We start from the raw sequence: 13,262 nt of genomic DNA, 5'->3' as shown, positions 1-13,262 counted from the left end.
TCCGCGTCCGGGCGAAGCCACGAAGATGCCGGGATTCCTCGAGGCCGCACGTGCGGTCGATGTGCAGCGGGGATCCCATGCCGGACTCGAGTCGTCATGGAGCGAACCGAACTTTCAACGATGCTTCCCGATATCCTGCCGCGTCTGTGGTCGTTCGCGATGCGCATTTCCGGGAATCGCTACGATGCCGAAGAACTCGTGCAGCGAGCCTGCATGCGCGCACTCGAGCGGGCGCATCAGTTGCGCTCCGATACGTCGCCGCTGAGCTGGATGTTCTCGATCATCCAGTCGATATGGCTCAATGACTTGCGGCAACGCAATCATCGCAACGGCCTCGTGCTCGAACTGAGCGACGCATTGCTGGAGACGGTCTCCGATCCCGGCTCCGCTCCTGAAACCGGACTGGCCATCCGCCAAATCATCGACGCCGTCGAGCGGCTGCCGGAATCGCAACGCACCGCATTGCTGCTCGTCAGCGTCGATGGGCTCAGCTATCAGCAGGCAGCCGATACGCTCGACATACCCATCGGCACCATCATGAGCCGGATCTCCCGTGCGCGCAAAGCGATTCGGTTGGTGTCCGACTAATCCGACGAATCACGCATGGAGACGGGACATCGCATCGACGCGCGACGTCGCGCGCCTCTCGATGCGAACCGGCCGCGACACGATCGCCGGCGCAGGGCGATCGCACGGGAATAAACGATCGCCATCGCGTGTTCAGTGTTAGCAGTCGCGCCCGCTTCCGCGCACGTGACCGAACGCCGACCGCTTGTGCCGGTGCCCGTCACGGGCGATCTTATTCCCCCGCCACTCATGCCGAAGATGTCATCGCTGTCCAGAATGCTGCTCGTCTATGACGGATCCCACGAAGCAAACGCCGCACTCGCACGATGTGCGTCGCTTTCCCGCGCATTGTCGGCCCCGGTCGACGTCGTCGCCATCGTCGACAATGTCACCGCCAACGCACGGTCGGCCGGACTGCTCAGCGAGCTCGCCCATCAGCGTCTGGCGGAATCCGCCCATCACGATCTTCAACGGGCGGTCGACACACTGACGGACGACGGCATCGCCGCGCGCGGCTATCTCCGCTTCGGACGCGCGGCCGATGCTATCGCCGCGCATGCGTCGACAACCTGCGTGGACATGATCGTCGTCGGATATCGCGCTCCCACCGGGTTCGCTCGCTGGTGGCGCGAGCCTCCCGTTCACTTCGATCTGGCCGAGCGTGTTCCTGGCGCCGCGCTTGTCGTCGTCACGGTCGCGTCGACCTAGCGCCGGCGTGCATCGACGCGCGCGGACGACGCGCCATCGCGTTCGTCCGCGGTTCGCCGCCGTTCGACGCCCGCCTAAATCGCGTCGGCCGCATCGATGCACGACTGGACGGTCGCGGCAAGAATCATCCGCTGCTGGTTCCCGGGCAGACAGACATCGCTTCCCCGCGGACGAAACACCGGGTCCCCGCGTTGTATCGCACGCCCCGTCAGCGCACATATCGACGGGACACGCGCGCGGCTCCTGCACCAGATTTGCTCGGCATACCGCCCCGAACACGAGTCGCTCCACGAAACAGTGATCATGGACAACGACAGGCGTTCCATCACGGCTATCCTCGTAGGCGGTTCGGTGCGCGCACGCGCATCGTCCTCGTTCCATTGACGCGACCCGACGCGTCGCGCCTTGTATCGCGTGCGCTGCGCTCGCAAGCACACGCTGCGCTGTTCCTGCGAAGGATCCAGGACATTGATCAACGTGCGAGCCACGATGTCCGCTTCATGCAGCATCCCCATCACCTCTTCTCCCAATCAATCGGATCGATCATGTGAAAGCGGACGCACGAATCACCGACACCCCGTCATTCGGCCCCGCGTATGCGCGCGCCCTCGCTCAGGCGCCGCCTTTCTCACGCAGCATCAGCTCGCTTTTCACCGATTTGACGCCGTTGATCTTCCTGGCCGACTCGACCGCGAGATGGTCTTCGTGTTCGGTTTGCACCTGGCCGGCCAGCGTCACCTGTCCGGTCGCGGCATTGCCGAAAACCGTGATCGCTTGCCCTTGCAGCCCCTTCGTTCGCGACAGCGTCCTCTGAATCGACCGCGAGAACGCGCGATTGGCCGCACGCGTGGCCTTCTTCGTCTGGGCGGATGTCTGGGTGGACGTCACCGCGGCATCCGTGCCCGCCGCATTGGCACTTTCGTCGGCAAATGCCTGCAGTTGCAGGCCAGCGAGCAGGACGGCCGCCAGGCCGCCATTCAGGATGACTTGTCGAATTTTCATGATGGATTCCTTGGGTTGCTGGTATCGAATGGCACGCAGGTTCCGGTCGTGTGCATCGTCGCGACGCACGCGAATCGCATCATCGCCACATCGCGAAGCCGACTCGATCACCTGTCGCCCGAGTCGTCACCGATGCGATTCGTGTACCGGTGGAACCAGAATAAGGCGCTGCGTCAACGGCATCCATAGCATCTGTAGCTAGCTGCACAACCCGTCAGGATAGATGGCCGCATACGTTCGTATAGGCTGCGGACATGGCTGCACGCGTCGCTGCGCGTCACGCCGCCTGATGTGCGGCCGCTGTACCGCTAACCGGAAAACGCGGGAGCGTCATCATTGCGCGCGTGCCGCCTTCCACGCGCGGCGTCAGTACCAATTGACCATCGTGCGCATCCACGATCGACTTGCAGATGGAAAGGCCCATGCCCATCCCATGCGGCTTGGTGGTGAACAGCGGGTCGAAGATACGTTGCGCCAATCGCGGATCGATGCCGTCGCCGTTGTCGTCGATCCGAATCCGCAAGCCATCCTGAGCGGCTTCACACGCCAGCACGAGGACGCGGCGCTCCTCGGGGATGCACAGCATCGATTCCGCGCCGTTCATCAGCAGGCCGATGACGGCCTGCTGCAGCTGAATGCGTTCGCCGCGCATCGGCAGCGGGGACGCGAGTCCGTCGACGCGCAAGCTCACCTTCATCGCATCCAGCGTGCTTGCCATGATCTCGGCCGCCTCGGAAAGCGCGTCGGCGAGATCGAACGTCGCGAAGGCGGGAGTTTCGTGCCGTGCGTTGGCGCGCAGCGCGCGGATGATGGTGCGCGCGCGCTCGGCGCACGCGCAGATGTGGGCGAACATCTCGCGCGCGGCGTCGAGGTTCGGCGTGCCGCGATCGAGCCACTTCAGCCCCGCGCGCGCGGAAGTATCGATTGCCGTGATCGGTTGCGCGACTTCATGCACGATCGAAGCCGCCAGCTCGCCGTAGGCCTTCAGCCGCTCGGCACAATCCGCGTCGGAAGGCGTGTCGCCGATCCTTGCCGCGATGCTGTCCGCGCGTGCCTGCCGAGCGGCAAGCGCGTCGTGCAGACGCTGGTTGTCCAGGACGAACCCGGCATGCAGCGCAAGGATCTCGACCAACGCGGCTTTCGCCGACGTGAAAATGCCCGGCAAATCCCCGTGTTCCAGATACAGCGCACCCATCAATGCGCCGTTGCAGCGTATCGGCACGCACATCACCGAGCGGGGCTTGCGACGGCGCACATAGTCGTCGGTCCGCCAATGGTCGGCGGCGCAGGCGTCGCGCAGCACCAGCCCGTCGCGCAGATGCACGGCGGCGGCAATGATCGGCACCGGCAACCGGTCGGCCGGCAGCCGCTCCCCGTGCGGCGCAGGCGGCGCAGGCGCCGCTGTCGCGCTGGCGGCCCCCTCCCAGGCGCCGTCGCGCATGACCGCAATCACGCCCCACGTCGCCGCCGTGCCGTGTATCGCAGCCTCGAGCAATGTCCCGATGCGCGTCTCGGGCGCGACCTCGTCCGCCATCGTGTGGGAAATCTGGCGCAACACCTGCACGTCCAGTGCGAGAAGCGATTGAGACATGAGTTCCTCGATGACCGGGGTCATTTCAGGGCCGCTCGGGCCGGAGAGCGATTTCCAGGTAGTCCGCGCAGCGAAAGCGCTGCAGGAATCGTCGAGTTCGTTGTTCATTCGTCTATCTCCTGCGTACCGGGTTGCGGCCTCTGCCAACCTGAAATTAACGTTTCATGTAGTGAGTACTCCACAAACGAATGTTAGCAGCACTTTCTCGAAATAAAAATGTGAAGATAGCGATATTCGTTCGATACGCTGCGGGATCGGCCGCGCAATATGGATGCAAGCCATTGAATCTTATAGAAATTTATGTCGGGTTGCGAACGCGAGAAGAGTTCCGTAGAATCCGGAGTTCATGTAGCGTTCCCTGTACGAAAGTCAGAGAACGGCGCTAGTGCAAGTTTTTTCAGGCGGCATGGCCGGGTTGGCGGCCGCCATAGGAACGGTATGGCTCAAGCAGCAAAAGGCAAGACTGTGCGTGGAACCGGTGTCCGCGAGGCGGCGGCGCAGGAAACCCGCGACAAGATCCTGCACGCGGCGACCAAGGTCTTCGCGCGCTACGGCTACGAAGGCGGCAGCGTCGAAAGGATTTCGCGGCTGGCGAAGTCGTATGACCGCATGATCTATTACTACTACGGGAGCAAGGAGGGGCTGTTCGTTGCGGTGCTCGAAGGCATCTACCGACGGATGGACGAGGCGGAACTCAAAATGGCGCCCGATGCTTCGAACCCCGTGGAAGCGCTCAAATCCGTGATTCGCTTCAAGCTGGACTATTATTGGCGCAATCCGGATTTCATCACGCTGCTCAACACGGAGAACCTGCACAAGGGCAAGCACTTGTCCAAGCTCGAGCGCAGGGGCGAGTACTCGTCGCATGCGGTAGAGATCATCGCGAAGATTCTCGAGAACGGCGTCGAACAAGGCCTGTTTCGCAAGGGGCTGAGGGCGCGCGACGTTTTCCTGCTGATCATCTCGACCGCGTACTTTTATACATCGAACCTGTATACGTTGTCCGCGTTCCTCGGGGAGGAGCTGAACGCGCCGGATGCCGTGCGCCATTGGGAAACGTTCGTGATCGACAGCGTGCTGCGGGTGGTCCGCAAGGATGCGTCGATCGATGATTGAGCGTGTGCCGGCGCCCATGTCGACCCTCGTGACCATCAAGATGCAGGCCCCGTTGCGATGAACTATCTTCGCGCCAACACCATCGACGAAGTGCTCGGCCGGCTGGCGGCACAGCCGCGGCCGCGCATCGTTTGCGGGGCCACCGACGCCTTCGCCGATATCGGCCTCGTGCCCGCCCGCTCGGCATGGGTGGATATCAGCCGCGTCGACGCATTGCGCGCCATCGAGCAGCACGACGGCGTGATCCGCATCGGCGCGGCGAGCACCTGGGAAGCCATCGCCCGGACGACATGGCTGCCCGTGGCGCTGACGGCGGCCGCCGCTTGCGTCGGCCCCCGGCAGATTCGCGTCCAGGGCACGATCGGCGGAAACGTGTGCCATGCGTCGCCGGTGGCGGACGGCATCCCTGCGCTCCTCGCGCTCGACGCGCGCGTCGAGCTGGCGAGCCTGCGCGGCGTGCGCCGCTTGCCGTTGGCCGAATTCCTGCTCGGCAACGGCCGGACCGCGCTGCACGCGGACGAACTGCTGGTCGCCGTGCTGTTTGCACCACCCCGCGCGCACGACCGGACATCGTTCATCAAATGCACGAATCGCGACGGCACGGCGATCGCCGTCGTTTCGGCCGCCGCGCAGCTGCGTGTGGGCACGGATGGCACGGTCGACGCGGTCGCCGTTGCGATCGGCGGCGCATCCGACGTGGCGCGCCGGATGCCGGCGCTCGAGGCGGCACTGGCAGGCCGGCGGCTCGACGAACTGGCCGGCGTGATCGCGGCGGCCCCTCTTGCCGAGCTGTCGCCGGTCGACGACTGCCGGGCGACGGCGTTGCATCGCATTCATCTCGCGCGGCTGGCGGTCACGCGCGCTTTCACATGCTGCATCGAGGAGAACGCACGTGGCGCATCCACTGCCTGATCAGCTGGCCGAGGTTCGCGAAACCACCGCGGGCGGCAGCACGCCGGTTTCGCCGGAGCAGGACTGGTTCGAGCTCAACGGCACGCGGCAAAGCCTGCCGGTGGACCACTCGCAGCGGCTCATCGACCATCTGCGCGCGGACCTGCGCCAGTTCGGCACCAAGGAAGGTTGCCGCCAGGGCGATTGCGGCAGCTGCACGGTGATCGTCGATGGCGACGCGCGCTACGCGTGCCTGATTCCGGTCGGACAGGTCGCGGGGCGCCGTGTCGTCACCGTCGAAGGCCTCGCCGACGGCACCCGCTGCGGCGGCCGCCTGCAGCACGCGTTTCTCGCGCATCAGGCGGTGCAATGCGGCTTCTGCACGCCCGGCATGCTGACGGCCGCGGCGGCCGCAATCGACGCCGGCCAGGTGAGCGACCGCGCCAGTGCGCGGGCCGCCATCGACGGCGTGCTGTGCCGCTGCACCGGCTACCAGAAGATCGTCGACGCGGTGACCGAGGCGGGATGCGGCGGCGCCGCGCGATGCGTCACGCTTCCTCCGTCCGAAGGGCCGTCCGTCGGCGTACCGCTGACGCGCCTCGACGGCCCGGAAAAGGTCGATGGAAGCCAGCGCTTCGGCGCCGACGGCTATCCGGCCGACAGCCTGTTCCTGCGCGCGGTCCGCAGTCCGCATCACCGCGCGCGTTTCGCGTTCGGCGACCTCGACGCATTCGTCCGCGCCCATCCGGGCGTGCACCGCGTCCTCACCCACGCCGATGTGCCCGGCATGAATCTGCACGGTGTCGCGACACCGTACATGGATCAGCCCGTCCTCCCTGAGACGGAGGCGCGCCACCATCTCGAGGCGGTGGCGCTGGTGGTCGGCGAGCGCGCCGCCATCGCGGCGCTCGACCTCGACCGCTTTCCGGTGAGCTGGGAACCGCTGACGCCGGTGCTCGCGATCGCCGATGCGGTACTGGACGACAGTCCGCAGCTGCACGCCGATCGTCCCGGCAACGTGCTGATCGAGGGGCACGTGCGCCGCGGCGACCCGGAACGCGCGATGCAAGGCGCCCGTCACGTCGTGAGTGCAACGTTCGAATCCAGTTTCGTCGAGCACGCGTACCTCGAGCCCGAGGCCGGCTGGGCGCGACGCGTGGGCGACATCATCGAAATCCATTCGTCCACGCAGGCGCCGCATCCGCATCGCGCCGATCTCGCCCGCATTCTTGCGGTCGCGCCGGAGCAGGTGCGCGTCGTGGCGACCGCGGTCGGCGGCGGTTTCGGCGGCAAGCTCGACATGACGGTCCAGCCGCTGCTCGCGATCGCGGCCTGGCATCTCGACCAGCCCGTCGCGATGGTGTTGTCGCGCGAGGAATCGATGGCCACCTCGACCAAGCGCCATCCCGGCCGAATGACGTCCAGCATGGCCGCCGATGCCGATGGCCGGCTGCATGCCGTGACGTTCGACGGCGACTTCAATACCGGCGCGTTCGCGTCGTGGGGCACGGCCGTCGCCAATCGCGTACCGGTGCATGCCGGCGGCCCGTACGTCATTCCTCACTATGCGGCGCGGGCACGTGCAATTCATACGCACGTCACGGCCGCGGGCGCATTCCGGGGCTTTGGCGTCCCGCAAACGACGATGTCCCAGGAACAGCTCATCGACGAGCTGGCGTTTACCACCGGCATCGATCCGCTCGAATTCCGCGCGATGAACGCGCTGCGGCCGGGCGACACCCTGCCGACCGGGCAAGTCCTGGACGACAGCGTGGGGCTCGTCGCCTGCCTCGATGCGCTGCGACCGGCGTGGCGTGACGCACACGCCCGGATCGCCACGCTGAATGCGGCGGCGCCAGGCCACCTGCGTCATGGCGTCGGCGTGGCGGCGTTCTTCTACGGGTGCGGCAACACCGCGTTGCCGAACCCGTCGACCGTGCGCTTCGGCATCCGGCCCGACGGCACGATCGTCCTGCACCAGGGTGCGGTGGACGCCGGTCAGGGCGCGAACACCGTCATTCCGCAAATCGCGGCCGATGCGCTGGGTGTACCGGTCGATCGGCTGCACATCGTCGGCCCGGACACGTCGGTGACGCCGGATTGCGGGCGCACGTCCGCTTCGCGCCAGACGTTCATTACCGGTCGAGCGGCGTTCCTCGCCGGCACGACGCTGCGCCACCGGCTGCTCGCCTTCGCCGACGCGGCACCCGACGCGCGGATTTCGGCCGATGCGCGCGGTGTTGCCGTCAATGGCGAGGTGCTCGATCTCCGGACGCTGCCGGTCGATGCACACGGCTACGTGATCGCGGCCGAAGAGAGCTTCGATCCGCCCACCACGTCGCTTGATGCGTCGGGGCAAGGCTCGCCTTACGCCACCTACGCGTTCGGCGCGCAGATGGCCGAAGTCGCGGTGGACTGCGACAGCGGCCGCGTCCGCGTACTCAAGGTCGTGGCCGCGCACGACGTCGGCAGAATGGTCAATCCGACGCTGCTCGAAGGACAGATCGAAGGCGCGGTGGCGCAAGGTATCGGCATGGCGCTGATGGAGAAGTACCACCCCGGCCGATACAACAATCTGCACGACTACCTGATTCCGACGGTGCATGACATGCCCGACGTGCAGTCGATGTTCATCGAAGCGCCGACGGCCGTCGGCCCGTATGGGGCAAAAGGCATCGGCGAGCCGGCGCTGGTCCCCACGGCTGCGGCCATCCTGAATGCCATCCATCACGCAACCGGCGTACGCATCCGCGAAGCCCCGGCCACGCCGGATGTCGTGCGTCTCGCGCTCGCGGCCCGTAAAGCGCCTTCCACGCTTCGATAGCGCCGTTCCCACCCAGTGAACAACACGATGACGCCAACAAGAAATGCCGAGGAAGTCTCACTGCGAGCCGGATTCGGCTCGTCCTGGTACGCGGAACTCGACCCCGCCGGCAAGCGGGCGTTCAAGGCGTCGTTCGCCGGCTGGGCGACCGATGCGTTCGACTTCATGGTGTTCAGCTTCGTGCTGGCTTCGCTGATCGACCTGTGGGGCCTCGATCGCGGCAAGGCCGGCCTGCTGAGCACCGTGACACTGATTTTCTCGTCGGTGGGCGGCTGGATTGCCGGCATCCTGGCGGATCGATATGGACGGGTCAAGGTACTGCAAGGCACGATCCTGTGGTTCTCGGTCTGCACGCTGGCGATCGGCTTCGCGCAGAACTTCGAGCAGATCTTCGTGCTTCGTGCGCTGCAAGGGCTCGGCTTCGGCGGCGAATGGGCGGTGGGCGCCGTGCTGATCGGCGAGATCGTCGCGCCCGCACATCGCGGCAAGGCGGTCGGGCTGGTACAAAGCGGCTGGGCGATCGGCTGGGGTTGCGCGGCGATTCTCTACAGCATTGCGTTTTCCGTCCTGCCCGAGTCGCTGGCGTGGCGCAGCCTGTTCTGGGTTGGCATCGTGCCCGCCCTGCTCGTGCTCTACATCCGCAAGCACGTGCCGGAGCCCGACGTGTTCGTGCAGGCGGACGCCGCCCGGAAACAAGGCGCGAGCCAGCCGTCGGTGTGGGCCATCTTCTCGCGTTCGCAGGTGCGCCGCACGGTCCTGGCCGCGCTGCTGTGCACGGGCATCCAGGGTGGCTTCTATGCGATGTCCACCTGGCTGCCGGCCTTCCTCAAGATCGAGCGACACTTGTCCGTGCTCAACACGAGCGCTTATCTGTTCGTGATCATCGTGGGGTCGTTCTGCGGATATGTCGTCGGCGCGTACCTTTCCGACTTCTGGGGACGCCGGCGCAATTTCATGCTGTTCTCCGCGCTGTCGCTTGTGTCGGTGTGTCTGTACCTGACGCTGCCGCTGTCGAATGCGCAGATGCTGTGGCTGGGCTTTCCGCTGGGCTTTTCTTCATGCGGGATCTTCAGCGGAGTCGGCGCCTACCTGACGGAACTGTATCCGTCGAACTTCCGCGCGAATGCGCAAAGCTTCACGTATAACTTCGGCCGCGGCATCGGCGCGCTGTTCCCGAGCCTCGTCGGGATGCTGAGCCATTCGCTCGGCCTCGCGCTGGCCATCGCGATCTTTTCGGGCGCGGCCTATGGCGTCGTGCTGTTTGCGGTGCTCCTGTTGCCGGAGACGAAAGCCCGATCGCTTTGACTGTCGGCGATGGAATGAGCGCCGATCAACGCCCGGCGACGCGAGCGATTCCCGCCTGCGTGCTCCCCGCGTCACTCAGCGACCGACGTACACCTGCCACTCCTCGCCGGTGCTAAAGCCCATCGACTCGTACACGTGACGCCCTGCCGGCGTGCAATGCAGAAACGCGGTATGCGCGCCGGTCTCGAACGCGGCATCCAGCACCGCCTGAGTCGCGGCCCGCGCGTAACCTCGTCGCCGATAGGCCGGTAGCGTCGACACATTGAATACGCCGACCTGAGCATTGCGCACGACGCCGAACGAAGTCGCGACCGGTATCCCGTCGACCTCCACCCAAAAGCCCATCATGCCGTCGGCTTCCAGCACGGCCGGCGCGCTCAGCCTTCGAAATACGCCCTCCGGCGCCTCATAGCCCGCGGCAAGCGCGCCGTTGTACCGTCCGCTGTCCGCTGCCGTGACGCGCCGCACGACCGCTTGCCCGTCGCTGTTCGCCGGCGTGGCGGCGCGCTCCAGACGCTTCGTCATGAACGGCAACGCGATGCGTTGCGTCAGGCCGTGCCCGTCCGCGATCCGCGCGATCTCGTCGGCCTGCGTGCTCGCGTCGCGGGTCTGAATGCTCCACGGCACTTCGCACGTGCTGAACGCGCCGGAAAGCAGCCTGATTTCGTCGACATCGGGATGACGCGTCATGCTGATGACCGCGTTCAGCACGGACACGGGCGCGCCACTGTAGATCGCCTTCGTTCCATGCACGCCGCGTTCCACGAAGCCCACATCCTGCAAGCGACAAAACGCGTCGATCGACTCGTGCCACGCGGCCACGGAAGCATCCAGCAGTTCGGTCGGAGAGGTCATTTCGGTCCTGAACAAGGTCGGTAGCGGATATCTATCGACAACACTCGAGCAAACCGATTCATTCCGTGCCGGCGCGCGGATTCCACCGACGACGAGAAGGTGCGCGTGTGCGAGACGTGCCGCGAGCCCGGCGCATTGCGACCCCCGGCACGGTCAGCCTCACGGCAACACGCATTGCGTCGGATCTTTCAACTCGATCAGCAGATCCTTCGCCGCGACCCGCTCGCCCGGCTTCACGTGCACGGCCGCGATCTCGCAGTCGCGCTCCGCCGCGATGTGCGTTTCCATCTTCATCGCCTCGAGCGCGAGCAGCGTCGTGCCGGCCGTCACGCGCTGCCCCGGCTGCACGGCGACCGTCACCACCGAGCCCGGCATCGGCGCGGCGACATGCAGCGGATTCGCCGGATCGGCACGCTGCAGCCCGTGGCGCTCCTTGCCCGCCTGCACGACCGTCTTCTGCTCGACCAGCGCGGAGCGCGACTGGCCGTTCAGCTCGAACAGCACCTTCACGATGCCGTCCTGCGCATCGGCGTGCTGGCCCTGTAGCGACACGAGCAGCGTCTTGCCCGGTTCGATGTCGATCGCCACTTCCTCCTGCGGCTGCAGCCCATACAGGAACGCCGGCGTCGGCACGACCGACGTGTCGCTGTACGCGCGAACGTGCGCGTAATAGTCGATCGTCTGCTTCGGATACATCAGGTACGACGCCAGTTGCCGGTCGTCGAGCGGCTGATCGCAGGCGGCCTCGGCCTGCGTGCGTACCGCGTCGAGATCGACCGGCGGAATCTGGTCGCCGGGACGATACGGCGACGGCGGCTCGCCCTTGAGCACCTTGCGCGACAGCTCCGCCGGGAAGCCGTCGGGCGGGAAGCCGAGCTCGCCCTTGAACAGCGACACGACCGACTCGGGGAACGCGAGGTCCTTGTCCGGATTGCGCACGTCGTCCACGCTCAGGTCGTTCGCGACCATCATCAGCGCCATGTCGCCGACCACCTTCGACGTCGGCGTGACCTTGACGATGTCGCCGAACAGGCGGTTCACGTCCGCATACGCGCGCGACACCTCGGTCCAGCGATGATCGATGCCGAGCGAGCGTGCCTGCTCGCGCAGGTTCGTGTACTGGCCGCCGGGCATCTCGTGACGATAGACGTCGGCCGTGCCCGCGCGGATCTCCGATTCGAACGGCGCGTAGTAGCGGCGCACACCTTCCCAGTACATCGACGCTTCGTGCAGGCGATCGGCATCAAGCCCAGGATCGCGCTCGCTGCCGGCCAGCGCGGCCGCGATGCTCGACAGGTTCGGCTGCGACGTGAGGCCGCTCATCGCGTCGAGCGCGCCGTCCACTGCGTCGCAGCCTGCTTCGACCGCCGCGAGCACCGATGCCGCGGCGATCCCGCTCGTGTCGTGCGTATGGAAATGCACGGGCAGCCCGGTTTCCTCCTTGAGCGCCTTCACGAGCGTCGCGACCGCCTTCGGGCGGCAGATGCCGGCCATGTCCTTGATGCCGAGCACGTGCACGCCGGCTTGCTGCAACTCGCGCGCGATGCCGACGTAATACTTGAGGTCGTATTTCGAACGCGACGTGTCGAACAGGTCGCCGGTGTAGCAGATCGCGCCTTCGCACAGCATCCCGCTTTCGCCGACCGCATCGATCGCCACGCGCATGTTGCGCACCCAGTTCAGCGAGTCGAACACGCGGAACACGTCGACGCCGGCGCTTGCGGCCTGCTGCACGAAGAAGCGCACGACGTTGTCCGCGTAGTTCGTGTAGCCGACCGCGTTCGAGCCGCGCAGCAGCATCTGGAACAGGATGTTCGGCACGCGCTCGCGCAGCAGCGCGAGGCGCTCCCACGGGTCTTCCTTCAGGAACCGCAGCGCGACGTCGAACGTCGCGCCGCCCCAGCATTCGAGCGAGAACAGTTGCGACAGCTCGCGCGCGTAGAACGGCGCGATCGGCAGCATGTCGGCCGTCCGCATGCGCGTCGCGAACAGCGACTGGTGTGCATCGCGCATCGTCGTGTCGGTCAGCAGCACCTGCTTCTGGTCGAGCATCCAGCGCGCGAATTTCTCCGGGCCGAGCTCGCGCAGGCGATCGCGCGTGCCGGCCGGAATCGCCACGGCCGTATCGAGCTTCGGCAGCACCGGTTTGGGCAACGGCAGCGCCGGCAGCGCGCGACCGTTCATCTCGGCGTTGCCGTTCACGTTCAGCTCGCCGAGATAGCGCAGCAGCTTCGTCGCGCGATCGCCGCGCTTCGCGAATGCGAGCAGCTCCGGCGTCTTGTCGATGAAGCGCGTCGTCACTTCGCCCGCGATGAAGGCCGGATGGTTGATCACGTTCTCGAGGAACTGCAGGTTCGACGTGACGCCGCGAATCCGGAACTCGCGCAGCGCGCGATCCATCCG

11 protein-coding genes are annotated in these 13,262 nt (G+C 66.1%); 6 read left to right on the top strand and 5 right to left on the bottom strand.

The genetic code is table 11. The features are described from left to right. Positions 1 to 96 precede the first annotated feature (96 nt). Positions 97 to 588: an RNA polymerase sigma factor gene (locus ACVK00_RS24155; protein WP_284900991.1), complete on the top strand. Its 492-nt coding sequence runs from the start codon at positions 97 to 99 to the stop codon at positions 586 to 588. Between the two features lie 255 nt (positions 589 to 843). Beyond that, positions 844 to 1,275, top strand: a complete 432-nt coding sequence (locus ACVK00_RS24150) for a universal stress protein (protein WP_284900993.1) — start codon at positions 844 to 846, stop codon at positions 1,273 to 1,275. Between the two features lie 74 nt (positions 1,276 to 1,349). Here the strand turns inward: ACVK00_RS24150 and ACVK00_RS24145 are convergent, their stop codons facing one another. The 3 genes from ACVK00_RS24145 to ACVK00_RS24135 all read right to left on the bottom strand — a co-directional run bounded on the left by ACVK00_RS24145 (position 1,350) and on the right by ACVK00_RS24135 (position 3,976). Continuing rightward, on the bottom strand, positions 1,350 to 1,790 hold the full coding sequence (locus tag ACVK00_RS24145; RefSeq protein ID WP_284900994.1) for a DUF3331 domain-containing protein: 441 nt from the start codon (positions 1,788 to 1,790) through the stop codon (positions 1,350 to 1,352). Between the two features lie 97 nt (positions 1,791 to 1,887). Then, on the bottom strand, positions 1,888 to 2,277 hold the full coding sequence (locus ACVK00_RS24140) for a BON domain-containing protein (RefSeq protein ID WP_284900995.1): 390 nt from the start codon (positions 2,275 to 2,277) through the stop codon (positions 1,888 to 1,890). A 277-nt stretch (positions 2,278 to 2,554) separates the two neighbouring features. Further along, positions 2,555 to 3,976 (bottom strand): GAF domain-containing sensor histidine kinase, encoded by a 1,422-nt coding sequence (locus ACVK00_RS24135; RefSeq protein WP_284900997.1) that lies wholly within the window; start codon positions 3,974 to 3,976, stop codon positions 2,555 to 2,557. A 330-nt stretch (positions 3,977 to 4,306) separates the two neighbouring features. On the opposite strand from ACVK00_RS24135, the gene ACVK00_RS24130 reads away from it, so the two are divergent. Genes ACVK00_RS24130 through ACVK00_RS24115 form a run of 4 tightly spaced genes read left to right on the top strand, consistent with a single transcriptional unit; the run spans position 4,307 to position 10,004 of the window. After that, a complete protein-coding gene (locus tag ACVK00_RS24130) occupies positions 4,307 to 4,984 on the top strand; it encodes a TetR family transcriptional regulator (protein WP_228910552.1) in 678 nt (225 codons plus the stop codon). 57 nt (positions 4,985 to 5,041) lie between these two features. Further along, positions 5,042 to 5,896 (top strand): FAD binding domain-containing protein, encoded by an 855-nt coding sequence (locus ACVK00_RS24125; protein WP_284901000.1) that lies wholly within the window; start codon positions 5,042 to 5,044, stop codon positions 5,894 to 5,896. Further along, positions 5,877 to 8,699, top strand: a complete 2,823-nt coding sequence (locus tag ACVK00_RS24120) for a molybdopterin-dependent oxidoreductase (RefSeq protein WP_284901002.1) — start codon at positions 5,877 to 5,879, stop codon at positions 8,697 to 8,699. The genes ACVK00_RS24125 and ACVK00_RS24120 overlap by 20 nt, the downstream gene beginning before the upstream one ends. A 27-nt stretch (positions 8,700 to 8,726) precedes the next feature. After that, a complete protein-coding gene (locus ACVK00_RS24115; RefSeq protein ID WP_284901004.1) occupies positions 8,727 to 10,004 on the top strand; it encodes an MFS transporter in 1,278 nt (425 codons plus the stop codon). Positions 10,005 to 10,079: 75 nt separating this feature from the next. On the opposite strand, the gene ACVK00_RS24110 is transcribed toward ACVK00_RS24115, so the two are convergent. Together ACVK00_RS24110 and ACVK00_RS24105 are read right to left on the bottom strand one after the other, a co-directional pair. Continuing rightward, positions 10,080 to 10,859, bottom strand: a complete 780-nt coding sequence (locus tag ACVK00_RS24110) for a GNAT family N-acetyltransferase (RefSeq protein ID WP_284901005.1) — start codon at positions 10,857 to 10,859, stop codon at positions 10,080 to 10,082. A 159-nt stretch (positions 10,860 to 11,018) separates the two neighbouring features. Further along, positions 11,019 to 13,262: pyruvate carboxylase (locus ACVK00_RS24105; protein ID WP_456826962.1), on the bottom strand; the 2,244-nt coding region annotated here is incomplete at its 5' end.

This window comes from Burkholderia sp. PvR073 (genome assembly GCF_054055695.1).
Note: the sequence above shows the minus strand (reverse complement) of the source record. Positions and strands in the feature narration are given on the sequence as shown.

What these genes read in the sequence shown, in the direction of transcription:
- ACVK00_RS24155 (WP_284900991.1), top strand. Translation starts at nt 97, where the DNA reads ATGGAGCGAACCGAACTTTCAACGATGCTTCCCGATATCCTGCCGCGT.
- ACVK00_RS24150 (WP_284900993.1), top strand. Translation starts at nt 844, where the DNA reads ATGCTGCTCGTCTATGACGGATCCCACGAAGCAAACGCCGCACTCGCA.
- ACVK00_RS24145 (WP_284900994.1), bottom strand. Translation starts at nt 1,790, where the DNA reads ATGGGGATGCTGCATGAAGCGGACATCGTGGCTCGCACGTTGATCAAT.
- ACVK00_RS24140 (WP_284900995.1), bottom strand. Translation starts at nt 2,277, where the DNA reads ATGAAAATTCGACAAGTCATCCTGAATGGCGGCCTGGCGGCCGTCCTG.
- ACVK00_RS24135 (WP_284900997.1), bottom strand. Translation starts at nt 3,976, where the DNA reads ATGAACAACGAACTCGACGATTCCTGCAGCGCTTTCGCTGCGCGGACT.
- ACVK00_RS24130 (WP_228910552.1), top strand. Translation starts at nt 4,307, where the DNA reads ATGGCTCAAGCAGCAAAAGGCAAGACTGTGCGTGGAACCGGTGTCCGC.
- ACVK00_RS24125 (WP_284901000.1), top strand. Translation starts at nt 5,042, where the DNA reads ATGAACTATCTTCGCGCCAACACCATCGACGAAGTGCTCGGCCGGCTG.
- ACVK00_RS24115 (WP_284901004.1), top strand. Translation starts at nt 8,727, where the DNA reads ATGACGCCAACAAGAAATGCCGAGGAAGTCTCACTGCGAGCCGGATTC.
- ACVK00_RS24110 (WP_284901005.1), bottom strand. Translation starts at nt 10,859, where the DNA reads ATGACCTCTCCGACCGAACTGCTGGATGCTTCCGTGGCCGCGTGGCAC.